The sequence below is a fragment of the Planococcus sp. NCCP-2050 genome (assembly GCF_023708025.1).
Classification (GTDB): Bacteria; Bacillota; Bacilli; order Bacillales_A; family Planococcaceae; genus Planococcus.
Genome location: NZ_BRCX01000001.1, coordinates 1,822,564 through 1,847,604 on the forward strand (window position 1 = coordinate 1,822,564; position 25,041 = coordinate 1,847,604).

Genomic DNA, 25,041 nt, shown 5'->3' on the forward strand with positions numbered 1-25,041 from the left:
CAACCTACTCCTGTTCAGGATTCCGCAAGTAATAACCTACTCCTCTGCGGGTCACAATCCAGGCCGGGTGACTTGGGTTGTCTTCAATTTTTTCACGCAGGCGACGAATCGTTACATCGACTGTACGGACATCTCCAAAATAATCATAGCCCCATACCGTCTGTAATAAATGCTCGCGGGTCATCACTTGGCCAATATGTTTTCCGAGATAATGAAGCAATTCAAACTCGCGGTGAGTCAACTCGATGGTTTCATCGCGTTTCTGGACCAAATATGCGTCTGGCTGAATGGTTAAAGAACCTACCTCAATATCATTTGAACTTGGCCCTTCTTCATCTGCAGGCGTGACATTCTGGCGGCGCAAATTCGCTTTTACACGCGCAATCAATTCACGGGTAGAGAATGGTTTTGTTACATAATCATCCGCTCCCAGTTCAAGCCCTAGCACTTTATCGATTTCCGAGTCTTTTGCCGTCAGCATGATAATCGGAAAATCGAACTTCTTGCGGATTTCCCGGCATACTTCCATGCCATCACGGTTGGGCAGCATAATGTCCAAAAGCATCAAATCCGGCTGGATTTCTTCTGCAATCTTCACTGCTTCATCTCCGTCATAGGCACAAACGACATTGAATCCTTCCTTTTTCAAATTAAATTGCAGTATATCCGCAATCGGCTTCTCATCGTCTACAACCAAAATCGTTTTACTCATCAGTTTTTCTCCCCTTTTTATTCCAGCTTTCGATGGAATTTCCTTCGCTGTACATTCTTTTCTACCCTTTACTTTATCATTGTTGAAGAGGTTTCGCATCTCTGACTCCCTCTCCACTATTCCCCGGGAAATACTGCCGGCTGTATTTCCGCTAATTCCGAAGCGCCAATAAAATAACAAAAATCGATCCACGTGAATGGATCGATTCAAAAGTTTATTTAATATAATTTAACGGGTTTTTAGTGACGCCTTTATAGGAAACTTCAAAATGCAAATGGAGGCCAGTTGAACGTCCCGTGGAGCCCATGACGCCCAATTTTTTGCCTTTCGGGACTTTTTCGCCCACTTTGACATCAATGGATGAAAGGTGCGCATAAATGGTTTCATAGCCGTTTTTATGGTCTACAACGACGCGGTTGCCAAAAGTGCCGGCCGCCCCGGCTGCTTTTACTACGCCGTGGTCGGCGCTTTTAATCGCAAGTCCGTCTGGGCGGGCAATGTCGATGCCATTATGCAGGCGTCCCCAACGTTCGCCTCTGCCGCTTGAGATATAGCCGCCTTCAGCAGGCCAAGCAAATTTTCCGGTCCCGACACTCGGCAATGGCTTCGTGCCTTCCAGGACAATGCGGTCAACTGGATCTTTCGCCACGCCTTCTGCTGACACCGTACGCCCGGTCCGCTGTCCATTCTCTTCCCGGATGGAGTAGGTGACATGCCGTTCCCCAGCTCGCCCTTTTTCTTCACTTTTTTCTCGCCGATCAACACATTCTTGTCTTTTTTCGTAATGGTTTTATTCGCGATGGCTTTAGCCGTCTTTTCTTCACGTTGAACTTGCACCGTCACTTTAGGTCCTTCTTCTGCGACTTTTATGGAAGTGCCTACTTCAAACGCAGCTAAATTCAAGTTCGGGTTCATTTTTTTCAAATCTTCTACAGTCATATCAAATTCTTCCGCAATCAGTTGTGCCGATTCCCCGCTTGCTGCTCTGTGGAAACGTTCGCCTTTCAGCAAGTAGCTCACTGCTTGGTCAACTGTCATTACGGCCGAAGGATCCACTTGCTGCGAAGCACCTGAGATTTTCTGGGCAATGGCTAAATCCATTAGCCGGGTTTCACCGACACCGATATCGGCAGGTGCTTTCCCCGTCTCTAACCGCTCTTCCCATTCCGCCAACTCTTCTGGCGACACAAATGCCAGCTTCACTTGCTTGATGGTTTCGTTGTATGCTTCCCGGTCTTTTACATACACTGCCGCTTCGCCGTCTACTGACAAGCTAAAAGCTGCTGCTTTGATTGGCAAAGCTTCTGCTACCCGGTCGAGTGCTTCATGGTCATTGGAAATAGGCGAAGCAAAGACTTTCTCTTCAATGACATTCACTCGACGGTCTACCTGGAGATTCAACTCTTCGTAAGCCGATTGTGTATGGTCGATTTTTTCTTCTGCTGCCGCTTTTAGCGACTCATTATTACTGACGGCCCCTAAGTATTCGCCGTTATTGTATATATGGTAAATGGGCTCTAGCCCTGATTCTTCAATAGGTTTTGCTGAAACGGTATTAATTCCAAAGCCTGTCACTAAGAGAATGGATGCAGCCGCCAATTTCAATTTAGTCGATTGGCCCGCTTTCTTTTTTTCTTTCATTTTAATTGTTTTCCCCCTGCTTTTATTGACAGCATTTTCGCTGCTGCTTTCTACTCTTTTTCTAAGCTTCCATTACTCTAGCACATTCTTATTTTGAAATAGCACCAATCGCTTTTTTGTAAACAGTCTGTCGTATTCTTGGCAATAAATTCTAATTACTGGTTATTTTTATACGATTTTTCATCTTTTTCCCGCTTTAATAGAAATATTTTCTAATATATTTTTATCAAAATGCGCGTTTATTGTCATATTTGTTACATAGGAAGGGTTTTCAACAGCAACAAATGTGTACATTTTGTTAAAATAATAAAAAAACATAAAAAAAGAGCTGAAATGAAAGTTCATTTCAGCTCTTTTATCCTATTCGATCGTTAGTTGAGCGCTTTCGCTTTTCAAATTAACGCCAAACGCTTGTTACGATATTCGTTTGGTTGCGGTCTGGGCCGACCGAGAAAATCGAAATCTGTACCCCTGTCAATTGGGCGATGCGCTCCAAGTAATGGCGGGCATTATCCGGAAGTTCATCGAGGGATTTGCATTTCGTTACATCTTCTGACCAACCTGGCAGTTCTTCGTATACCGGTTCGCACTCAGCAAGCATACGCAAGTTCGCAGGATATTCCGTGATCAATTCCCCTTGGTAGCGGTAAGCTGTACAGATTTTCACTGTCTCAAGGCCTGTCAATACGTCAATTGAGTTAACCGTCAAGTCCGTTAACCCGCTGACGCGTCTTGCATGGCGAACGACTACACTGTCGAACCAGCCAATGCGGCGCGGACGGCCAGTAGTCGTACCGTATTCTTTGCCGACTTCGCGGATCTGTTGGCCGACTTCATCAAAAAGTTCAGTCGGGAACGGGCCGTCTCCAACGCGTGATGTATAAGCTTTACATACACCAATTACGTGCTGGATCGTTGTCGGTCCAACACCAGCGCCGATCGTTACACCCCCGGCTACCGGGTTAGAAGAAGTGACAAAAGGATAAGTTCCTTGGTCGATATCGAGCATAACGCCTTGTGCGCCTTCAAAAAGGACACGGCGGCCATCATCGATTGCATCATTCAATACTTTCGACGTATCGGTTACGTATTTGGCGATTTCTTGGCCATATCCATAATATTCTTCCATAATTTCTTCTACTGTAAATCCTTCTGTTTCGTAGAATTTCTCGAACATCCGGTTTTTCTCATTCAAGTTCATACGCAGTTTTTCTTCGAACACAACATGGTCTAAAAGATCCGCCATGCGGATGCCGACACGCGCTGCTTTGTCCATATAAGCAGGCCCGATGCCTTTGCCCGTTGTTCCGATTTTATTCGCCCCGCGGCGCGCTTCTTCCACTTCGTCCTGCTTGATGTGGTAAGGAAGAATAACGTGTGCACGGTTGGAAATGCGCAGATTCTCAGTAGTGACTCCGCGCTCATGCAAAGCTTTTAGCTCTTTTACTAACGCTTTCGGGTCCACTACCATTCCGTTGCCGATTACTGAAATTTTGTCTTTATAAAAGATCCCCGATGGAATCAAGTGCAATTTATACGTTTCGCCGCCGAAAATGATGGTATGTCCAGCATTGTTTCCGCCTTGGTAACGCGCAATCACTTCTGCGTGCTCAGATAGAAAATCTGTGATTTTCCCTTTTCCTTCGTCTCCCCATTGCGTTCCTACTACTACGACTGATGTCATTGTCCGCACCTCCGTTAGGCCTCTGCCCTATCTCAAACAGTCTCTATTGTAGCAGTGAAATGCCCTTTCGTCAATAAAATCCCAAAGAAAAACGAACAATAAATGCATTTCTGCATCTATCGTTCGTTTTTTTAGAAATCCGGACTGCCTTCGTGTTGGCTCCAGTCAATGGTCACGAATTTATTGTATTCCTTCACAAATGCCAATTTCACCGTACCGGTCGGGCCGTTACGCTGCTTGGCAATGATGATTTCAATCATGTTCTGATCTTCGGTCTCTTTGTCGTAATAATCTTCACGGTACAGGAAGGATACGATATCAGCATCCTGCTCAATACTTCCGGATTCCCGCAAATCGGACATCATCGGACGTTTATCTTGCCGCTGCTCAACGCCACGCGACAACTGGGACAAGGCGATAACCGGAACTTCCAGTTCACGGGCAAGGCCTTTCAGCGAGCGGGAAATATCCGATACTTCCTGCTGCCGGTTTTCCCCGGAACGGCCAGGTCCCTGGATCAACTGAAGATAATCGATCATGATCATGCCAAGGCCGTATTCCTGTTTTAGACGACGGCATTTGGCACGGATATCGTTGACCCGGATCCCCGGCGTGTCATCGATAAAGATTCCTGCGTTCGACAAGCTTCCCATTGCCATAGTGAGTTTGCGCCAATCTTCATTCTGAAGAGCTCCGGTCCGCATGATTTGCGCATCGATGTTTCCTTCTGCACAGAGCATACGCATAACCAACTGCTCGGCCCCCATCTCCAGACTGAAAATCGCGACATTCTCATCGGTTTTTGTTGCCACGTTCTGGGCGACGTTCAATGCAAAGGCTGTCTTACCGACAGAAGGCCGTGCAGCGACGATGATCAAGTCGTTGCGCTGAAACCCTGCTGTTACCTTATCCAGGTCACGGAAGCCTGTAGGAATGCCTGTAACGTCTCCTTTTCGGGTATGGAGCAATTCGATATTATCATAGGTTTTTACGAGTACATCTTTGATATGGATGAAGTCGCCTGCATTCTTGCGGTTCGACACTTCCATCATTTTCTTCTCAGCTTCCGAAAGTAAAGCTTCCACTTCATCTTCGCGCGTAAAACCGTCTTCCACAATCGAAGTCGCAACCCGTATCAAGCGCCGCAACAGCGACTTCTCTTCCACGATATGGGCGTAATGCGCAACGTTTGCAGCCGTCGGAACAGCATTGGCGATTTCCGTTAAATACGACAAGCCGCCAACATCTTCAAGTTCCTTTTTGACCGACAATTCTTCCGTTACCGTTACAACATCAATTGCTTTTCCGTGGTCTGACAGCGTCAGCATGGTCTGGAAAATCTTTTGATGGGCGAGGCGGTAAAAATCTTCCGGCATAACGATTTCTGCTACGGTGATCAACGATTGCGGTTCTAAAAAGATGGCCCCAATAACCGATTGCTCGGCTTCATGGTTATGCGGAGGGACACGATCCAGTGTTTCGTTCATCGGGTCATCACCTTACGCTTCTTCTGTTACATGGACTTTAAGAGTAGCTGTGACATCGTGATGCAATTTGACTGGCACGTTCGTATAGCCAAGTGCACGGATTGCATCATCTAATTCCATTTTGCGCTTATCCACTTTGATGCCATGTTTTTTCTCAAGTTCTGTTGCCACTTGCTTTGTTGTAATCGAACCGAATAAACGGCCGCCTTCCCCTGATTTCGCTTTTAATTCGATTGTCAGGTTTTCTAGCTTCGCTTTCAGCTCTTGTGCTTCCTGCAATTCTTTTTCAGCTTCTTTTTCTTCTTTTTTCTTCTGCCCAGCCAATTGGCTGATCGCTGCCTGATCGGCTTCTTTTGCTAAGTTGTTTTTCAATAAAAAGTTATGTGCGTAGCCATCCGCCACGTTTTTGATCTCGCCTTTTTTGCCTTTTCCTTTAACGTCTTTCAAGAATATCACTTTCATTAAGTTGTGCCTCCTTCAAATTGTTCGGTAATTACTTCTTTTAATCGGTCGACTGCTTCATCGATCGTAGAGCCGGGGATTTGCGTTGCGGCATTCGTTAAATGTCCGCCGCCTCCCATATTTTCCATGACAATCTGCACGTTCACTTCTCCAAGGGAGCGTGCCGAGATGCCAATGCCGCCTTCGCTTCTTTCCGCTACGACGAACGACGCATTGACGTCTTTCATCGTCAACAGAATGTCCGCCGTCTGGGCAATCAGCACCGGACTGTAGATGCGGCCCGGTTCGCCTCTCGCAATGGCGATGCCGTCCCCGACAAACTCGACGGTCTGGACGATTTTCGCCCGTTCCACGTAGGTATCCAGGTCTTCTTTTAGTAAACGCTGCACCAGCACCGTATCAGCGCCATTTGATCGCAAATACGATGCCGCTTCGAACGTTCTTGCCCCTGTGCGGAGCGTGAAGCTTTTCGTATCGACGATGATGCCGGCGAGCATAGCCGTCGCTTCAAGCATCGTCAGTTTTTCGTATTTCGGTTGATACTCGATCAATTCGGTCACCAGTTCCGCCGTTGAAGATGCGTAAGGCTCCATATAAACGAGCATCGTATTGGTGATGAATTCCTCGCCGCGGCGATGGTGGTCGATCAGGACGATCCGTTCCATGCGCTGCAGCAGCCGTTCATCAATAACCATTGAAGGTTTGTGCGTATCGACAATGACGAGCAGTGAATTGTCCGTCATATCAGCAAGCGCTTCTTCCGGCGTGATAAAGCGGTCGAATAAATCCGGATCTTGTTCGATTTCTTGCATTAAGCGCATGACGCTGCGGTCGTACTCATTGAAATCCAAAACAATGCGGCCGTTGACCTTATTCATCGCGGCCATTTTGGCAACGCCGACTGCCGCTCCGATGGCGTCCATATCGGGCATTTTATGGCCCATGACAAAGACCTGGTCGCTTTCCTGCATCAAATCGCGCAATGCGTGGGAAATGACGCGTGCCCGAACCCGTGTCCGTTTTTCGACCGGGTTGGTCTTGCCGCCGTAAAATTTCACTTTGCCGCTTGGATGTTTGATCGCCACTTGGTCGCCGCCGCGCCCAAGAACCAGATCCAGCCCGGATTGTGCCATGCTGCCAAGCTCCACTAAGGACGCCGATCCCGCACCGACACCGATGCTCAAAGTCAACGCCAAATTGTCTTTTGATGTCACTTCCCGGATATTATCCAGAATCGCGAATTTCGACAGCTCCAGCTCTTTTAGAATGGATTCGTTGAACACGGCCATAAACCGGTCCGAAGAAATCCGCTTCACGAAAATTCCGTGGTCGGCGCCCCATTCATTGATCAGCGATGTGACCAAGCTGTTCAAATTGCTTCGCGTCTGGTCGTCCATCCCTTGAGACAACTCATCATAGTTATCGATGAAGAGAATTCCAAGGACGGTCCGATCGGCATAATAAAGCGTTTCGATTTCCACTTGCTCCGTGATGTCGAATAAGTAGAATAACCGGTCATCCGCTTTGTAATAAACCCGGTATTTCCGTTCACCAAGCGTGATGATCGTTTCTTTCGCTTCCTCCGATTTTATCATTGTGTGGAATTCATCGGATAAGCTATAAATCGATTCGCCGATTAAGGTATCGTACTCCAATTCAGTTGTCATATACGGATTGGCCCATTCAATATCAAAATTTTCATTGACGAGCAAAATCCCGATCGGCATTTCTAGCAGCGCTTCTTCGCCCACTTTTTTGACGCGGTAAGACAGCGTTTCGATATGCTTTTCCGTTTCTTCGTACACTCTTTTTTCTGTCATCCAGGCAGCGGCAAATGCTGCCGCAAAAAGCAGGACAAAACCTCCTGCTGCCCATTCCGACCAAAGTGAAATCAGAATTGCCGCCACTAACCCTAACACTAGCAGCGCTATAAGCGGATATCGAAGTTTTCTTTTCCTAAAAAAAGCCGACATTCTCTTCAGCTCCTTATTTTCCTTTAAACTCGTGTGCCCGCTTCACCCAGCCCCGGATATCAAATCCAAGGTCCACGATTCCAACGATGCTCGTAAATGATTGCAGCGGTATGGCTAGGATGGTCACGATGACCGTCACCCATTTTGGCCAGCCTTCTTGCTTGATGTAGTAATGGTAGAACGAAATCCCTTGCAAGAACAATAGGAATTGGAGCATGAGGGTTGCGTTCATCAAAATCATATAAGGCATGGTTCCCGGCTGGAATTCAGTGAACACAGAAACCACGATGACGATCAAGTAATACCATAATACGGATTTCGGCAATTTCATCTCCCGGAAAGGAGGAAATGCCGGAACTTCGATCCCCAACCGTTTTAACACTGGCAGCAAGAGAAGGAGCATGACCCAAGTGGCCATAAATACACCCAATACTAGCCATGTCGGCATTAAGATTTCCATGGACAGCAATAGCTGATTCATGTTTTCTGTGTAATCCTCCGGCAAGGTGCCGAAATTTTCCATTATAGCACTTGTCTGTTGAAATGAACTCTTCATCTCAGTCATGAATTCTTCCAAAACATTGATGCCAAGCAATGCGATCGAAGCTACATATTGCACGACTAGAGATATCAGAATGACAATGCTTGATCCCATGAACATAAAAAGCTTGCTTTTTCGATTATAAATAGACAAACCGATGACCAAGCCGAGCGGGATGTGGATAAGCGCAAGCGGCAACGACAATATTCCGCCGATGATAAAGGTCAAAACCAGACAGACTGCTGTAAAAAGAGCCGAGGCTTTGCCGCCGTATTTTGCACTATACCAAGCGATTGGCAGCGCTAGAAATAGCGAACTGACAATCTGTAAAAGAGGCACATAAATGGAAATCGCCAGCAGCACCGTAAAGACTGCGGCCATCATGGCACCCTGTGTAAGTTGTCTTGTTTGTTGATTCTGCATTCGAGTATTTGTCCCCTTCTTTCGGGTTTATTTCATCCTTGTAATTGTAACATGATTGAAGTGCAGGAACAAAAAACGCCTCTTCAGCAAAGCTGAAGAAGGCTGAAAGAAGAGTTTACTTGGATGAGACGGATAAAAAAATTTTTGATTGGCTTTCTTTAAGTAAACCAAATAAAAAAAGACCGGTTTCCCGGCCTTTCTTATAATATGAAAATAGCTTAAAAGGAGAATGTTTATGTCCAGACTCCAGCACCTGGCTCCTCGAGTCGCTTCGGCCTTGCCGCTAATGGCACAGAACGCCATTAACTTCAAGCCCTCCAGCGCTTGTCGGAGCTGATCAGGTGCTTCCGCTTTTCTTATTTATTTTTCTTCCGCAACAAACGGTAGAAGTGCCATGATACGAGCGCGTTTGATAGCGATTGTCAACTTACGTTGCCATTTAGCGCTTGTGCCTGTAACACGACGTGGCAAGATTTTTCCTCTTTCAGAAATGAATTTCTTCAATAGGTCAGTATCTTTATAGTCGATGTACGTAATGTTGTTTGAAGTGAAATAACAAACCTTTTTGCGTTTTTTGCCTCCGCGACGTGGTGCCATATCGAATTACCTCCTTTGTACTAAATTTTGGTCCGTCAGTTCAAGCCTGTCTTAGAATGGCAAATCGTCATCCGATACTTCGATCGGGCCGCTGCCGCTTGAGAATGGGTCTTGATCTACACGGGTATGGTTTTGCTGACTTGGCGATTGGTTCTGCTGATAAGATGGCTGCCCTTGTGAACGATCTGCACCAGCACCAGAATTTTTAGGTTCAAGGAATTGAACACTGTCTGCTACTACTTCAGTCGTGTAAACGCGTTTTCCGTCTTGTCCCTCGTAGCTGCCAGTTTGAATGCGGCCTTCTACACCAGCGAGGCTTCCTTTTTTCAAGAAGTTCGCCGTGTTTTCAGCTTGCTTGCGCCAAACCGTACAATTGATAAAATCCGTTTCCTTTTCACCTTGCGCATTGGAGAAAGTACGGTTTACAGCTAGTGTAAAGCGTGCTACTGCCGCTCCGCTTGGCGTATAACGAAGATCAGGATCTTTTGTCAGTCTTCCGACTAAAACAACTCGGTTAATCATCAGAATTCAACCCCCTTTTAGTCAATATTTACAGGTTTATACGCTTACGCTTCTTTGTTGATAGCGATATGACGGATAATGTCTTCGTTAATGTTCGCAAGACGTGTGTATTCGTTGATAGCTTCAGAACCAGCGTTAACTTTTACGATTTGGTAGAAACCTTCACGTAAATCGTTGATTTCATAAGCTAAACGACGTTTACCCCACTCTTTCGACTCGATGATTTCAGCACCGTTTGAAGTTAGGATTTCGTTAAAACGCTCAACTAGAGCTTTTTTCGCTTCCTCTTCAATTGCAGGCTGAATAATATACATTAATTCGTATTCTCTCATCGTGTTGTCACCTCCTCATGGACTTGGGCCCTGCTGTTTCCAGCGGGCAAGGAGCAAGCAATTCATAATATTACTCACATCACTGTATTGTATCACAATGCCATTGCCTCTGCAAGTGTATTTCGCATTCCCGTAAGCTATAGTGAAGATAGAAAATAATAAAGGAAGTGAACAAATGAAACCTTCTCGCGTCATCGATATAAATTTAGAAGAGATTGCCCCTAAACTTTTATGGATCAATATTTTTCTGTTGGTTATTTTCGCCGCTGCCTATCATTTTTTCGCAGAACCTTTATCTTTTGGCTTTTCCTTTTCTGCTATTCTCTATTTCATCATCGGCTATGCCGTATTGATTGTGCTGCATGAACTTTTCCATTTAATCGGCTTCCTGCTCTTTGGAAAAGTTTCTTTTGATTCTTTAAAATACGGACTCAATTTAAAATTGGGCATCGCCTATGCCACGACCAGCACCCCTCTGCCAAGTTCGGCCATGAGAAAAGCGCTGCTGCTGCCGTTTTGGACCACGGCTGTCCTTCCTACCCTCATTGGATTTTGGATGGAGGACCAAGTTCTTGTTTTGCTCGGGGCTATGCTTGCTGCCGGTGCTGCCGGTGATTTCATCATGTACCGTGAACTTCTAAAAGAAAAGAAAGATATCTGGGTGCTTGACGATCCGGAACTTCCGCGCCTTCACCTATATAACAGCAAACCGATAAACGAAAGCCCCGAGTGAATGTGCTCGGGGCTTTAAGTTTATTAAAAAAGTGAAACCAAAATTAAGTTGTTTTCATGATCACCTTATTCCGTAAAACAGCGACGAAGTGCACGATGTTAAAAGCTGTACGGCTTAAGAATAATGTCTCTGCTATTTCGCTCTGTATCTTTTAAGAGTTCTCTAGCACCGAAGTGCGATCTATAAAAAACGATGTTAAAATCCCCTAGTTTCTCGATAATTTAAAAGCCCCGAGTGATTCCACTCGGGGCTTTTGTTAGGCATAGACGATTTCCCAGTTGCCTGAAGAAATCTTCGTTTTCAATAAATCCTGTTGTCTTGCCAAATAGACGACCGCTTCTAGCGTCCCGTTTTCCGTTTGGACAGTTAAGGTCTTTTTCTCATAAAGATCGCTTTCGTCACCCACACAATCTTCTAAAAAGTCGAGGGCCGGCCATAAGACGTCTGGAATATCATAAACTTCTCCCACGACATCATCGCTTCCAGCCAAACTAAAAGCTGGATAGCCAAGCCCTGTGTCATAAAGCGATCCTTTTGCTGATGCATGCTCAGAAACTAGATTCGCTTCTTCCAAATACGCATGATACTTGCCGCCTTGTTTCAATGTTCCGTATACAAATAATAACAATTTGATATGCCTCCCCGAAAAAAAGCCGGATGCGGTTGAGGCATCCGGTTTTTATTATTTTTATCGCTGCTGCGACCTTATATTCTCATCATTGGTGTCGAAATTAACTTTTAGACGTTGAATCTGAACAGCATAACGTCGCCGTCTTTTACGATATACTCTTTGCCTTCTTGACGTACTTTCCCTGCTTCTTTCGCTGAAGCCATGGAACCCAGCTCAACTAAATCCTCGTATGCCACTGTTTCGGCACGGATGAATCCGCGTTCGAAATCAGAGTGGATGATGCCCGCACATTGCGGAGCTTTCATTCCTTTTTTAAAGGTCCATGCGCGCACTTCTTGAACGCCAGCAGTAAAGTAAGTAGCCAATCCAAGCAAATTATAAGAAGCTTTGATCAATTGGTCAAGCCCCGACTCTTGGATGCCCAGCTCTTCAAGGAACATTTCTTTTTCCTCGTCTTCCAGCTCGGCCATTTCTTCTTCGATTTTCGCACAAACGACGATTACTTCAGAATTTTGTTCCGCTGCGTATTCACGCACTTTTTGAACGTATTCGTTATCTTCTGCATCTGCAATTTCATCTTCAGAAACGTTAGCCACGTAAAGCATCGGCTTTAATGTCAACAAGTTCAAGTTCTTCGCGATTTGCAATTCATCGTCTGTGAAGTCGATTGAACGCGCCATATGCCCTGCTTCAAATGCTTCACGCAGTTTCATCAATACCGGCTCTTCAGCAACAGCATCTTTGTCTTTTTGCTTTACCAGTTTCGCAGCACGCGCAATGCGCTTTTCGATGCTTTCCATATCCGCTAGGATCAATTCCAAGTTGATGACTTCGATATCTGAAATCGGATCTACTTTTCCGGATACGTGCGTCACGTTTTCGTCAGCGAAGCAACGGACAACTTGGCAAATGGCATCTACTTCACGGATATGCGAAAGGAATTTATTTCCAAGCCCTTCACCTTTGCTGGCGCCTTTAACGATTCCGGCAATATCGGTAAATTCGAATGCTGTTGGAATGGTTTTTTTCGGTACGACCAATTCCGTCAGTTTGTCTAACCGTTCATCTGGAACTTCTACGATCCCGACGTTCGGGTCTATTGTACAAAACGGATAGTTGGCTGCTTCAGCCCCCGCTTTTGTGATAGCGTTAAATAATGTGGATTTCCCCACGTTTGGTAATCCTACAATCCCTGCAGTTAATGCCATAGGATTCACGACCTTTCCTCTATATAAAACGAATTATTTTTATGCAACCATTCCATTATAGGAATGAAACACGAATCTGTCCATTCCTCAAAGCTTTTGCAAAGTGAACCGCTTATTCCGGAACTTCCGCTTTGACTAAAATCTTTTTCATCTTTTTATTGAACTCGACTCGTGGAATCATCACGCTATGTTGGCAGCCTTCACATTTAATACGGATATCTGCCCCCATGCGAATAATTTTCCAAGCGTTGGCCCCACAAGGATGCCCTTTTTTCATTTCCACCACATCATTTAAGCCAAATTCTTTCATTTCCATCGTTGGGAGTCTCCTTTATTATTTTTTTGCAATAACAGAAGGATTTGATTCTTCCGGCGAACGCTGCACCATAACCATCCGTGGATACGGAATTTCCACACCTTTTCGATCCAGATACTCTTTCAAATCTCTCCGGATGCCGCGGGAAACGGCAAAATGCTGCATCGGCAAAGTTTCTGCCGTGATTCGCATAATGATTTCTGTCGTCGTAATATTTTGGACGCCGAGCAATTCAGGCGGTTTGATAATCTGCTCGTATCTCTCCGGAAGATCAACAAGAAATTCCTGGATCAATTTTTCCACTTTCGCAATATCCGATTCATAGGAAATGTTCACATCCACCACCGCAATCGAGTTATGGATGGAAAAGTTCACAACGTCTGTTACATTGCCATTTGGAAAGATAAACAGCTCTCCAGTGAATCCTTTTATTTTTGTAGTCCGAAGGCCAATTTCTTCAACGGTTCCTTCCGCTTGGCCCACCCGGACATAATCGCCTACTGAAAACTGGTCTTCAAAAATAATGAAAAACCCGGTAATCACATCACGCACTAAGTTCTGTGCACCAAAACCGATAGCGAGACCCAGTACCCCGGCCCCGGCAATCAGTCCGGTGACATCGATTGTAAAAGCGGACAACACCGCAATTATAGCCATAAAATAAACAACATAAGCGACCACGTTTTCAAGCAATTTCGATAACGTCTGCTGGCGGCGTTCATTGTAATGAAGCGGCCCTTTAATCCGCACTGAAAAAGTTTTCCGGATTAACGGACGGGCGAGTTTCACTACGATCACTGCCGCAACAATGATCAAAATCACTTTAATGGCCACAAAACCGACACCTACCCACATTTCCTCATCGGTCAAAATATCCTTCACGTTTTCTGTGAATGTACTTACTGCACCTACTGCAGCCTCTGTATCTACAGCCACTCTTTCACCTTCCTTGCACACAATTATCCTAAGTTCATTTTAAACATCACCGTGACAATCAGCCCTACAACTATGACACCCGGCAATAAATTCGCCACGCGCATTTTCGTTAGCCCCATCAAATTCAATCCGATGGCAACAATCATAACGCCGCCGGTTGCGGTCATTTCCGTAATGAACATATCCAATGCCGCTTCCGGAACGATCAAACTGATTTGAGTAGCAAATAAAGCGATTAATCCTTGGTAAACAAATACCGGAATTGCTGCTAACAGCACACCGATTCCAAGGGTAGACGCCAGTATAATCGATGTGAAGCCATCTATCAAACCTTTTGATATCAAGACGCCATGTTCGTTGCTCAAGCCGCTTTCAAGCGCCCCGATAATCCCCATAGCCCCAATTACAAATATCAACGTAGCGGTTACAAATCCTTGGGCTATGCTGTCTTTGCTTTCTTTAGCTCCCAGTTTCACTTCGATCCAGCGTCCAAAATCATTTAGCTTCTTATCTAAATTCATCCATTCACCGATTACAGCACCAAACACCAAACTGATGATGACGACAATGAAGTTTTGGCTCTCTAACCCCATCTGCAGCCCTAATACCACTACAGCCAAGCCAATCACATACATGACCGTTTCTTTCATCTTCTCGGGAATATTCCGAAGCGCCCTGCCGATCAGCGTTCCCACTACGATCAAAATCGCATTAACCAATGTTCCTAAGAGAACCATCGCTTTACTTCCCCTTCCCGGTGCTATGTAATTTTCAATCGCTTCCTCTTTTTCCTTGTCGAGCCTATACAGGAGCCTCCGCTTTTCTTGTCCAGCTGCAGCTCCCAGGCTCTCGAGGTCTTAAGTCACCTGGCTTAGGAAATCGAGATTTCCTAAGCCATGCGCCTTAAGCTTGTCGAGCCTATACGGGAGCCTCCGCTTTTCTTCCGACAAAACAGAACCTATTTCCCTTTTCAGGAAATAGGTGCTTGTCAGTTTAAAAGTTCAAGTATCCGTTCCAAATCTTCTTCTGAGAAAAATTCGATTTCGATCTTGCCTTTGTTTTTTGATTTCTTGATTTGCACATTCGTTCCGAAACGGTCTCTCAATTCGGACTGCTTTTCTTCTATAAATAAATCCTTTTTCTTTTCATTTGTTTCACGTGGAACATCTTCATTCAGTCGCTGCACCAAATTCTCAAGTTGGCGCACATTCATATTTTCTTTCACAACTTTTTCAGCCGTTTCTAAAATCAGCTTTTTCGCTCTCAATCCAAGCAAAGTACGGCCATGGCCCATTGTTAATTTCTTGTCCGAAATCATCTGGCGCACAGGTTCCGGCAAAGCCAATAAACGGACATGGTTTGCAATATGCGGACGGCTTTTTCCGAGCCTGAAAGCAAGTTGTTCTTGAGTTAAACTTAAGGCTTCCATCAACTTTTGGTAAGCTTCCGCTTCTTCAATCGGCGTTAAATCTTCCCGTTGAAGGTTTTCTAATATAGCTAATTCCATCATTTGCTGGTCGTTTAAGTCTTTTACAATCGCTGGAACTTCCTTCATTTTCGCAAGTTTTGCTGCCCGGAACCGTCTTTCCCCTACCACTAATTCAAAATGGTTGTTCACTTTCCGAACGACTACAGGCTGTAAAATGCCGTGTTCTTTTATCGATTCAGACAATTCCTGCAATGCTGCTTCATCGAAAATTTTACGAGGTTGATATGGGTTCGTCCGTAATTGGCTGATGCTGATTTGATTGATTTTTTCGGATTCACTGACTGATTCGCCCGGAAACAATGCATTGATTCCTTTGCCTAATCCTTTAGCCATTACGAATCACTTCCTTCGCTAATTCTAGATAGACTTCTGCCCCTCTAGATTTCGGATCATAAATGATGATCGGTTCGCCGTGGCTCGGTGCCTCGCTTAAACGCACATTACGGGGAATGATCGTCCGGTACACTTTGTCTTGGAAGTATTTCTTCACTTCTTCAATCACTTGTATTCCTAAATTTGTCCGTGCATCCAGCATCGTAAGCAATACGCCTTCAATCATGAGATCGTGATTCAAGTGTTTTTGGACTAAGCGGATCGTGCTTAGCAGTTGGCTTAACCCTTCAAGCGCATAATACTCGCATTGCACGGGGATAATAATTGAATCAGAAGCTGTAAGCGAATTGATGGTCAATAACCCTAATGACGGCGGACAATCAATAATGATGAAATCGTATTGGTCTTTTACTTCATTTATAGCGTTTTTTAGCCGAACTTCTCTTGAAATCGTCGATACAAGCTCGATTTCTGCTCCTGCCAATGATATTGTGGCAGGCACAATATGAAGATTTTCAACTTTTGTCTCCATAATCGTGTCTTTGATGTTAACGTCATCAATCAGCACTTCATAAATGCACTGGTCGACATCGCCTTTATTAACCCCTACTCCGCTTGTCGCGTTTCCTTGGGGATCGATATCTATTAAGAGAACTTTTTGGCCTAAATAAGCAAGGCAGGCACTCAAGTTCACTGAAGAGGTTGTTTTTCCTACGCCGCCTTTTTGATTGGCGATCGCAATAATTCTACCCACACTTGCACCAACTTTCTTTCATACTTCTTCCATTTTACTGCGGCAACACGCTTAATACCATTAGAAACCTAGAAATAATGATAGTTCTTTATCTATTGTAGCAAACCTTTGTACTTTTTATGATTACATTCCTATTAAAAAAGCCCTTTCTGTAAGCAGAAAGAGCTTTTTACGTTTTTTTCTTTGGTATTTTTACAGTGATTTGATAATAATCGTCGTGGTCTTCTTCTTCTGTTGTCAATTCGATTCCCGTCTTCGTCACCATGTTCAACGATTCTTTGATCGTGTTCATCGCAATGCGGACATCCCGGCTCACCGTTTTTCTCCGCTGTTTCGGCTTTTTCGGTTCATCGGTCAACAGCTTTGCCACTTTCGCTTCCAACTGGCTAACATTAAGCCCTAGTTCAAGGGTTTCATTAAACAGTTTTTGCTGAAGTTCAGGATCTTTTATCTTTAATAAAGCCCGTGCATGCCGCTCCGTCACTAATCGGTTCAGCAAGGCTTTCTGGATTTCAGCTGGAAGTTTCAACAGACGCAGCTTATTGGCTACCGTCGATTGCCCTTTGCCAAGCCGCTGTGCCAATGCTTCTTGCGTAATGCCGTGTATCCCCAAAAGGTTCTGATACGCATTCGCTTCTTCAATCGCCGTAAGTTCTTCCCGCTGCAAATTTTCAATCAAAGCGATCGAAGCGGTTTCTTTATCGCTCAACTCTCGGACAATGGCAGGAACTTCTTCCCATCCGAGTGAACTCATTGCACGGAAACGACGCTCTCCAGCGATGATTTCATAATGGCCATCGTCGCCTGTTGTGCGAACGACAATCGGCTGGATCACACCATGTATATGAATTGTTTTTGCCAGTTCTTCGATCTTCTCTTGGTCAAAAACCGTTCGCGGCTGAAATTTATTTGCGCTTATTTTTTCAATCGGCAATTTCACGACATTCTCTGTCGCTTCATTTGCTGCCTTCACCGGTTCTTCTTTATCTCCACCTCCGAAGAAACGGGAAAAAGGACTCTTCATCCTCAAGCACCACCTTTTAAAAGCTCACTTGTTCATTATTCGCTGTGCGATACAAAAATACCTTTATTGATGAATGTTCCACGTGAAACATTGAAATCGATTTAGCTGATTGGCGATTTATTTGGCATGCCTGCTTTTCTCGGATACTTTTTCGGAGTATCTTTGAACTTTTTAAACACTTGAATATAGCGGTCGCTTTCTTCTACTGGCAGTTTGAAAGAGTAGACATCTTCAATTTTTACTCCCAATTTTTGTAAAGCGTTTTCTGCATCATTCAGTTCATCTGGAGCCGAAGCTGCTTTCATTGCGGCAAACACCCCGCCTTTTTTAACAAGAGGAACGCATAATTCCGCGAGTACCGACAAACGGGCTACTGCTCGTGCTGTCACAAGGTCAAAGCTTTCGCGTTGAGCCGATTGGCCAAAGTCTTCCGCTCTCGCATGGACAAATTCCACACCTGATAGATTTAGTTTTTCGCTTAGATGCGTGAGGAATTGAATGCGTTTGTTAAGTGAGTCCACAATCGTCACGTTGATTTCAGGGAAGCAGATCTTCAGAGGAATGCTCGGGAAGCCAGCACCTGCCCCTACATCACAAACTTTTAACGGTTTGCTGAAGTCCAAATAAAAAGCTGCTGTAATCGAATCGTAGAAATGCTTTAAATAGACATCCGGCTGATCGGTGATTGCCGTTAAATTCATTTTTTCATTCCACTCAACGAGTTCTTCGAAATACACACGAAACTGCTGCAATTGGGTATCCGTCAAGTGGATCCCCTTTTCACTGAGGGCCTCTTTAAATTGCTGTTCGTTCATTTTTTCTTCCTCCCTCTTTTTTTCATGCAATGCCTTTTGGGTTATGTGCGGCTATAAAGCCTATTTAGTTTCTCCTATGTAAAAATGGGCTGGTCAGCGCCAGCCCATTTATGTTTATCCTGTTTAAACGGATACTTTTGCGATTCTACCTTGTTCAATATACACCAAAAGAATGGAAATGTCAGCAGGGTTTACGCCTGAAATTCGGGAAGCTTGTGCAATGGAAAGCGGACGCACTTCCGATAATTTCATGCGTGCTTCTGTTGCAAGCCCAGAAATCGAATGATAATCGATGTTTTCTGGTATTTTTTTGTCTTCCATTTTTTTAAGCTTCGCCACTTGCTGAAGTGATTTTTCGATATATCCTTCGTATTTAACCTGGATTTCGACTTGTTCTTTCACTTCATCTTCCAATTCTATTTCTGATGCCGTCAATCGCTGAATCATGTCATAGTCCATTTCCGGGCGTTTTAATAGATCTGCCCCACGGATGCCGTCTTTCAACTCACTGCCGCCAGCATCGCGGATCATTTGCTGCGTTGCTTCGTTCGGCTTGATCATGACGTTTCTCAAGCGTTTGATTTCTTCCTCGATACGCTCTTTTTTCGCTAGGAATTTCGCATAGCGTTCATCTGAGACCATACCGATTTGATGCCCTAATTCCGTTAAACGCATATCTGCATTGTCATGGCGCAGCAATAAGCGGTATTCCGCCCGTGAAGTCAATAAACGATAAGGTTCGTTGGTTCCTTTTGTCACCAAATCATCGATCAGTACACCGATATAAGCATCAGAACGGCTTAAAATCACTTCTTCTTTGCCCAGCACTTTCGCAGCTGCATTGATGCCTGCCATAAGACCCTGGCCGGCTGCTTCTTCGTAGCCGGAAGTTCCGTTGATCTGGCCAGCTGTATAAAGATTTTCGATTTGTTTCGACTCGAGTGTCGGCCATAATTGCGTCGGTACGATGGCATCATATTCGATGGCGTATCCGGCACGCATCATTTCCGCTTTTTCAAGCCCTGGAATCGATTCGAGCAATTGTCTTTGGACATGTTCAGGCAAACTGGTTGAAAGCCCTTGTACGTAAACTTCACGCGTATTTCGGCCTTCTGGCTCCAAGAAAATCTGATGGCGCGGTTTGTCGTTGAAACGCACCACTTTATCTTCGATAGATGGGCAGTAGCGCGGGCCTGTCCCTTTGATCATCCCTGAATACATCGGGGACAAATGAAGGTTGGCATCGATGATTTGATGCGTTTTTTCATTTGTATAGGTTAGCCAGCATGGAAGCTGATCCATGATAAATTCTGTAGTTTCGTAGCTGAATGCCCGCGGCACGTCGTCGCCTGGCTGGATTTCAGTTTGGCTGTAATCGATCGAATTGCTGTTGATCCGTGGAGGCGTACCTGTTTTGAAACGCACAGTTTCAAAACCGAGTTCTTCCAGGTTTTCGGCCAATTTGATCGATGGCTGCTGGTTATTCGGTCCGCTTGAATAGCGAAGGTCGCCAATGATGATTTCTCCGCGCAAGAACGTTCCAGTAGTGATGACAACTGAGTTTGCACGGTAAATTCCGCCAACTTGCGTGATCAATCCTTGGACTTTTCCGTCTTCCACTAACAGTTTTTCAGCAATTCCTTGATGGAGCGTCAAATTCTTTTCTTCTTCCATTAGGCGCTTCATTTCCTGTTGGTAAAGCACTTTATCAGCTTGTGCGCGAAGTGCGCGGACAGCTGGCCCTTTAGCTGTATTCAGCATTCTCATTTGTATATGTGTTTTATCGATGACGCGTCCCATGGCCCCGCCAAGTGCGTCGATTTCGCGTACCACGATGCCTTTTGCCGGTCCGCCGATTGACGGATTGCATGGCATGAACGCGATCATATCCAGATTCATCGTCAACACAAGTGTTTTTGCACCCATGCGGGCAGAAGCAAGTGCAGCTTCAGCTCCCGCATGCCCTGCTCCTACGACGATGACATCGAACGTGCCTGCTTCGTATTGTGGCATGTTCGTTCATTCCCTTCGAGTTTTATTTCCCTAAACAGAACTGCGAGAATAATTGGTTGAGGAGTCCGTCATCTGCCGTATCGCCGATGATTTCCCCAAGTATTTCCCAAGTTCGAGTGACGTCTATCTGAATCATATCCACCGGCACTTCCATTTCTGCCGCTTCAATGGCGTCTGAGATGGTCTGATGCGCTTGGTGGAGCAGCGAAATGTGGCGGGCGTTTGATACATAAGTCATATCCCCTGCCTCAATTTCCCCTTCAAAGAACAAATCCGCAATTGCTTCTTCCAATTGGTCAATGCCTTCTTCTTCAATTAACGAAGTGGTGACCAATAACCGGCTGCCGGCTAAAGCTTGGACTTTTTCCAAGTCAATTTTCTGCGGCAAATCGGTTTTATTGATCACAACGATATAATTCATATCTTTGACCGCTTCGAATAATAGTTCATCTTCTGCTATTAGCGGCTCAGAATAATTTAACACATAAAGGATCAAATCCGCTTCTTTGAGAACTTTTCGAGAGCGCTCAACGCCAATCCGTTCGACGATATCTTCTGTTTCCCGAATTCCTGCAGTATCCACGAGGCGAAGCGGCACTCCGCGGACATTCACGTATTCCTCTATTATATCACGGGTAGTTCCCGCTATTTCAGTGACGATCGCTTTATTTTCCTGGACCAAACTGTTTAATAGGGAAGATTTCCCGACATTCGGCCTTCCGATAATCACCGTAGACAAACCTTCACGCAGAATTTTCCCTTGAGAAGAAGTCTGAAGCAGCTTGTCAATTTCACTGCGCACCCACATCGACTTTTCAAGCATGATCGGACGCGTCATTTCCTCCACGTCGTCATATTCCGGATAATCGATATTCACTTCCATTTGGGCAATCGATTCAAGCAATGCTTGGCGCAAAGTATCGATCAGCTTCGACAGACGCCCTTCCATTTGGTTAAGCGCCACATCCATAGCCCGGTCCGTCTTCGCACGGATCAAATCCATCACGGCTTCTGCTTGAGATAAATCGATGCGGCCGTTTAAGAATGCCCGTTTTGTAAATTCTCCCGGCTCAGCGAGTCTTGCACCAGCCCGCAAAACCAAAGCCAATACGCGGTTGACTGACACAATGCCGCCGTGGCAGTTGATCTCAATGACATCTTCGCGTGTAAATGTTTTCGGCGCTTTCATAAACGACAGCATGACTTCCTCTACTGTCTCTTCCGTCCACGGATCCACTAAATGTCCATAATGGATGGTATGGGAAATTTGTTCAGCCAATTTCTTTCCGCTTGGCGCCTGGAATAGCTTGTCTGCGATGCTGATTGCTTCCGGTCCGCTTAAACGGACGATGGCAATCGCTCCCTCTCCGCTTGGCGTAGAGATCGCCGCTATTGTATCGAACTCCATGATATTGCCTCCTTCTATTGAAAAGCAGAAACGGACCCTGCGAAGCCAAACTAAATTGTTTGTCTAAAGCAGAACGGCCGTCGCAGCTTGTCATGGACTAACTTAAAATCTATCCACAAGTTCATCTTGAACTGAAATTATTTTCTCGCTTTAAAAAAGTTGTCCACATGTGGACAACCAGTAAATGCACATGACTTTCTAACATATTACAATAGCACAAATTGCTTCAATCTGAAAGGTGTAAAGCTTAGGCCGATTAAGCTGGAATAATCTATTTGCAAAGATCTTTGCAGCCTTGAACAGCCACCAATAACTGCAATAACGGTTTGTATCGTTTTGTATAATATTTGTGGAGCTTTTTGGTGGCTATAATACGTAAAAAAACGGTATGCATATTTATGCATACCGTTTTTATTAGCGCAGCGGTTCAATTACTAAATAGCGATTTGGATCTTTTCCTTCAGAATACGTATCAATATCTGTTCTGCGGGATAATGCTTGGTGAATGACTTTCCGTTCATAGGAAGGCATCGGTTCGAATTGAACGCGCCCTCCTGTCCGGATTGCTTTATCCGCCATACGGTCTGCCAGCTGTTCTAGCGTTTCCTGGCGCCGTTCACGGTAGTTCTCCGCATCCAATTCCACCATCATGAACTGGTTGGAGTATTTATTGGCGACAAGCTGGGCAAGCTGCTGAAGCGAATTTAAGGTATTCCCTCGTTTTCCGATCAGCATGGCCACTTTCTCGCTTTCTAAATAAAAGCGGATCTGTTTGCCTTTTTGGCTATGGGTGATGGTCAGATCTTCAATCGTCATTCCTTTGGCAATCGCTTGAAGATAATCCTTTGTTTCTTGAATCGCCCGCTCATTCGTTGCCGCAGGCGCTTCTTCTGCCAATTCTTCCAGAATCGCTTCCGGTTCGGCTACTGGAGATTTCTGTTCAAATGCTGCCTCTTCAACTGGAGCAGCCTCTATTTCCTTAACTTCAACCTCCACCTCTGCAGGCTTTGCTCCGAAGCCAAAAAAACCTTTTTTCTCTTCTTGGATGATGCGGATGTTTACTTCTTCACGTGTGGCTTGAAGTTTTTTCAATGCTTCTGAGATCGCGTTTTCAACAGTTGTACCCGTTTGCGTGATCTGTTTCACTTTTTAGCCCCTCCTGCTTTCGTTTTAACAGGTTGCTGCACTTCTTTCTTTTCCCACGGACGGTAAATAAACATGTTTTGGATAAGGGAAATAATATTTCCGATTACCCAGTAAAGCGTTAATGCAGATGGCAATACGATACCAAATCCGATAATCATGATCGGCATGAAATACATCATGATTTTCATTTGCGGATTGTCCATTGCTGGACCTGTGCGAAGCACTACAAATTGCATAAGGCCGGCGATCACTGCCAAGATAATGCTTGGTTCAGCAAGCGGGAATATTAGGAAGGTCCCGAGATCGATCGACGGTGTACTGTTCATCCGGCTGATTGCGTGGTAAAAACCGATTAAAATCGGCATCTGAATCAATACCGGCAAACATCCAGCCATTGGGTTGACGCCTTTTTCCTGGAACAGCGCCATCATTTCTTTTTGGTATTTCTGTTGGGTTACTGCATCTTTGGATTTGTATTTTTCTTGTAAAGCTTTCAGTTGCGGCTGCACTTCCTGCATCCGTTTTGAACTTTTTGTCTGTTTGACCATCAACGGCAATAATGCTAAGCGGATAATGATCGTAACAGCAATAATTCCAAGCCCGTAAGTCCCCAGTAAGCCTTTAAAATACGTAATAATTGAGACTAAGGGCCAAACGATAAATTCATTCCAAAATCCTTCGCTATCTCCACTGATCGGCTGATCAAATTCCGTACAACCCGCCAGCAGCAATGCAACTGCAATCAGTGAAATAAGCATGACTATTCGCTTATTCAACCTTCTTCCCCCAAACTAATTTTCGATTACTTCTATAATAACATCGATTCGCAAACGCTTTCTACTTCTTGGTCAAAGCGCGCGCAATTTTTAAAACGTGCTCCAAACTCTTCTTGCTTTCGTGAAAATCCATTTCGGCCGCCTGTTGCCGGGCGATGATAACATAATCGGTATTCGGCTTTAAATCATCTTTCAATTCCAAGAAAGTTTGCCGGATATAGCGTTTGATACGGTTTCTTGTAACTGCATTTCCTACTTTTTTGCTGACAGATAAGCCTAGGCGAAATTCCGGTTGATCACTTTTCAAAACATAGACGATAAACTGGCGATTCGCAAAAGACTTCCCTTTTTTAAAGATTCGCTGAAACTCTTTGTTTTTCTTGATACGTTGCTGCTTGTTCATCTTTTCACCTGCTTATTTTGGTTCATTTCCGCTCTATTCGTTAAGAAAAAGCTGGAGTGATCGTCCAATGAGTGGCATGAACACTCCATAAACACTGAAATCCTTTTCTTAAATAGGCAGAAAAGAAAAAAAGACCACTGATGCGGTCAGTGGACTTAAGCTGATAGTACTTTTCTTCCTTTGCGACGGCGTGCAGCAATTACTCTACGTCCGTTTTTTGTGCTCATACGTGCTCTGAAGCCGTGTACTTTGCTGTGTTTACGTGTATTTGGTTGGTATGTGCGTAATGTCATGTAGTGACACCTCCTGAATAAAAGTAACTCTTTTCTCAAAGACAGTCTTGACTATTATAAAGCCCTCTTGTATGAAATGTCAATGTCTTATTAAAAAAGAGGATGTTTAGCCTTCCAATCCCTCTATAGAAGTTATCCACATTCGTTTCCCAAAATGAAAAATTTCATGTGCAGCAAATTTTCTTCAAAAATATTTATCCACACCCCTTATCTACAACTTCTTCACATAGGAACCCCATGTGGATAGCTTCCGTGTGTACAAGAAAAGAAATGTGGATAAGTTCAAGAACTTCTTGTAATGTCTCATTTTTTTTGTTAACATTAACTTGTTTTCACTTGTTGACAATTTTATTCACAAAATACTTATCCACAAACTGTGCATAAGATGT

At 44.7% G+C, this 25,041-nt stretch carries 26 protein-coding genes; 1 reads left to right on the forward strand and 25 read right to left on the reverse strand.

Annotation, left to right across the window (positions count from 1 at the left end; translation table 11 throughout):
• Window positions 1-4 precede the first annotated feature (4 nt).
• The 10 genes from yycF to rpsF form a co-directional block, all read right to left on the reverse strand.
• The gene (gene yycF, locus NFU07_RS09095) at window positions 5-712 is read right to left on the reverse strand and encodes a response regulator YycF (RefSeq protein WP_052649579.1); all 708 of its coding nucleotides are present in this window, start codon (window positions 710-712) and stop codon (window positions 5-7) included.
• Between the two features lie 214 nt (window positions 713-926).
• Window positions 927-1,313, reverse strand: a complete 387-nt coding sequence (locus NFU07_RS09100) for a M23 family metallopeptidase (protein WP_397443713.1) — start codon at window positions 1,311-1,313, stop codon at window positions 927-929.
• Between the two features lie 1,437 nt (window positions 1,314-2,750).
• Window positions 2,751-4,037, reverse strand: a complete 1,287-nt coding sequence (locus NFU07_RS09110) for an adenylosuccinate synthase (RefSeq protein ID WP_251476966.1) — start codon at window positions 4,035-4,037, stop codon at window positions 2,751-2,753.
• Window positions 4,038-4,168: 131 nt separating this feature from the next.
• On the reverse strand, window positions 4,169-5,524 hold the full coding sequence (gene dnaB / locus NFU07_RS09115) for a replicative DNA helicase (RefSeq protein WP_251476968.1): 1,356 nt from the start codon (window positions 5,522-5,524) through the stop codon (window positions 4,169-4,171).
• A 12-nt stretch (window positions 5,525-5,536) separates the two neighbouring features.
• Window positions 5,537-5,986 (reverse strand): 50S ribosomal protein L9, encoded by a 450-nt coding sequence (gene rplI, locus NFU07_RS09120; protein WP_235197724.1) that lies wholly within the window; start codon window positions 5,984-5,986, stop codon window positions 5,537-5,539.
• Complete coding sequence (locus NFU07_RS09125) at window positions 5,986-7,959, reverse strand: DHH family phosphoesterase (protein WP_251476970.1); 1,974 nt, start codon at window positions 7,957-7,959, stop codon at window positions 5,986-5,988. Before NFU07_RS09125 ends, rplI begins: the two co-directional genes overlap by 1 nt.
• 13 nt (window positions 7,960-7,972) lie before the next feature.
• Window positions 7,973-8,923 carry a YybS family protein gene (locus tag NFU07_RS09130; protein WP_251476972.1) on the reverse strand — a complete coding sequence of 317 codons (951 nt, stop codon included), beginning with the start codon at window positions 8,921-8,923 and terminating at the stop codon, window positions 7,973-7,975.
• A gap of 360 nt (window positions 8,924-9,283) precedes the next feature.
• Entirely contained in the window at window positions 9,284-9,520 is a 237-nt protein-coding gene (rpsR, locus tag NFU07_RS09135) for a 30S ribosomal protein S18 (protein ID WP_052649572.1), read from the reverse strand.
• A gap of 51 nt (window positions 9,521-9,571) precedes the next feature.
• Window positions 9,572-10,042 (reverse strand): single-stranded DNA-binding protein, encoded by a 471-nt coding sequence (ssb, locus tag NFU07_RS09140; RefSeq protein WP_052649571.1) that lies wholly within the window; start codon window positions 10,040-10,042, stop codon window positions 9,572-9,574.
• Between the two features lie 44 nt (window positions 10,043-10,086).
• Window positions 10,087-10,374: a 30S ribosomal protein S6 gene (gene rpsF / locus NFU07_RS09145; RefSeq protein WP_235197727.1), complete on the reverse strand. Its 288-nt coding sequence runs from the start codon at window positions 10,372-10,374 to the stop codon at window positions 10,087-10,089.
• A 175-nt stretch (window positions 10,375-10,549) separates the two neighbouring features.
• Between rpsF and NFU07_RS09150 the strand changes: the two genes are divergently transcribed.
• Window positions 10,550-11,107: a DUF3267 domain-containing protein gene (locus NFU07_RS09150; RefSeq protein ID WP_251476974.1), complete on the forward strand. Its 558-nt coding sequence runs from the start codon at window positions 10,550-10,552 to the stop codon at window positions 11,105-11,107.
• A 256-nt stretch (window positions 11,108-11,363) separates the two neighbouring features.
• On the opposite strand, the gene NFU07_RS09155 is transcribed toward NFU07_RS09150, so the two are convergent.
• The 15 genes from NFU07_RS09155 to rpmH all read right to left on the reverse strand — a co-directional run bounded on the left by NFU07_RS09155 (window position 11,364) and on the right by rpmH (window position 24,652).
• Window positions 11,364-11,735 (reverse strand): gamma-glutamylcyclotransferase family protein, encoded by a 372-nt coding sequence (locus NFU07_RS09155; protein WP_251476975.1) that lies wholly within the window; start codon window positions 11,733-11,735, stop codon window positions 11,364-11,366.
• Window positions 11,736-11,845: 110 nt separating this feature from the next.
• Window positions 11,846-12,946, reverse strand: a complete 1,101-nt coding sequence (gene ychF, locus NFU07_RS09160) for a redox-regulated ATPase YchF (protein ID WP_251477179.1) — start codon at window positions 12,944-12,946, stop codon at window positions 11,846-11,848.
• A 112-nt stretch (window positions 12,947-13,058) separates the two neighbouring features.
• Window positions 13,059-13,262, reverse strand: a complete 204-nt coding sequence (locus NFU07_RS09165) for a DUF951 domain-containing protein (RefSeq protein ID WP_251476978.1) — start codon at window positions 13,260-13,262, stop codon at window positions 13,059-13,061.
• A gap of 18 nt (window positions 13,263-13,280) precedes the next feature.
• A complete protein-coding gene (locus NFU07_RS09170) occupies window positions 13,281-14,117 on the reverse strand; it encodes a mechanosensitive ion channel family protein (RefSeq protein WP_251477182.1) in 837 nt (278 codons plus the stop codon).
• A gap of 104 nt (window positions 14,118-14,221) precedes the next feature.
• Window positions 14,222-14,935, reverse strand: a complete 714-nt coding sequence (locus tag NFU07_RS09175; protein ID WP_235197730.1) for a DUF554 domain-containing protein — start codon at window positions 14,933-14,935, stop codon at window positions 14,222-14,224.
• 251 nt (window positions 14,936-15,186) lie between these two features.
• Entirely contained in the window at window positions 15,187-16,020 is an 834-nt protein-coding gene (locus NFU07_RS09180; protein ID WP_251476982.1) for a ParB/RepB/Spo0J family partition protein, read from the reverse strand.
• Window positions 16,013-16,774 (reverse strand): ParA family protein, encoded by a 762-nt coding sequence (locus NFU07_RS09185; RefSeq protein ID WP_235197732.1) that lies wholly within the window; start codon window positions 16,772-16,774, stop codon window positions 16,013-16,015. Before NFU07_RS09185 ends, NFU07_RS09180 begins: the two co-directional genes overlap by 8 nt.
• A 169-nt stretch (window positions 16,775-16,943) precedes the next feature.
• Complete coding sequence (noc, locus tag NFU07_RS09190; protein ID WP_251476985.1) at window positions 16,944-17,798, reverse strand: nucleoid occlusion protein; 855 nt, start codon at window positions 17,796-17,798, stop codon at window positions 16,944-16,946.
• 101 nt (window positions 17,799-17,899) lie between these two features.
• On the reverse strand, window positions 17,900-18,613 hold the full coding sequence (gene rsmG / locus NFU07_RS09195; RefSeq protein WP_251476987.1) for a 16S rRNA (guanine(527)-N(7))-methyltransferase RsmG: 714 nt from the start codon (window positions 18,611-18,613) through the stop codon (window positions 17,900-17,902).
• Window positions 18,614-18,736: 123 nt separating this feature from the next.
• A complete protein-coding gene (mnmG, locus tag NFU07_RS09200) occupies window positions 18,737-20,626 on the reverse strand; it encodes a tRNA uridine-5-carboxymethylaminomethyl(34) synthesis enzyme MnmG (RefSeq protein ID WP_251476989.1) in 1,890 nt (629 codons plus the stop codon).
• A 22-nt stretch (window positions 20,627-20,648) separates the two neighbouring features.
• Complete coding sequence (mnmE, locus tag NFU07_RS09205) at window positions 20,649-22,034, reverse strand: tRNA uridine-5-carboxymethylaminomethyl(34) synthesis GTPase MnmE (RefSeq protein WP_251476991.1); 1,386 nt, start codon at window positions 22,032-22,034, stop codon at window positions 20,649-20,651.
• A gap of 414 nt (window positions 22,035-22,448) precedes the next feature.
• The gene (gene jag / locus NFU07_RS09210) at window positions 22,449-23,180 is read right to left on the reverse strand and encodes an RNA-binding cell elongation regulator Jag/EloR (protein WP_251476993.1); all 732 of its coding nucleotides are present in this window, start codon (window positions 23,178-23,180) and stop codon (window positions 22,449-22,451) included.
• Window positions 23,177-23,956 (reverse strand): membrane protein insertase YidC, encoded by a 780-nt coding sequence (yidC, locus tag NFU07_RS09215; protein ID WP_251476994.1) that lies wholly within the window; start codon window positions 23,954-23,956, stop codon window positions 23,177-23,179. The genes jag and yidC overlap by 4 nt, the downstream gene beginning before the upstream one ends.
• Window positions 23,957-24,017: 61 nt before the next feature.
• Window positions 24,018-24,359, reverse strand: coding sequence for a ribonuclease P protein component (gene rnpA / locus NFU07_RS09220; protein ID WP_251476996.1), 342 nt, complete (start codon window positions 24,357-24,359; stop codon window positions 24,018-24,020).
• Window positions 24,360-24,514: 155 nt separating this feature from the next.
• Window positions 24,515-24,652, reverse strand: a complete 138-nt coding sequence (gene rpmH, locus NFU07_RS09225; RefSeq protein ID WP_006830546.1) for a 50S ribosomal protein L34 — start codon at window positions 24,650-24,652, stop codon at window positions 24,515-24,517.
• Window positions 24,653-25,041 lie beyond the last annotated feature (389 nt).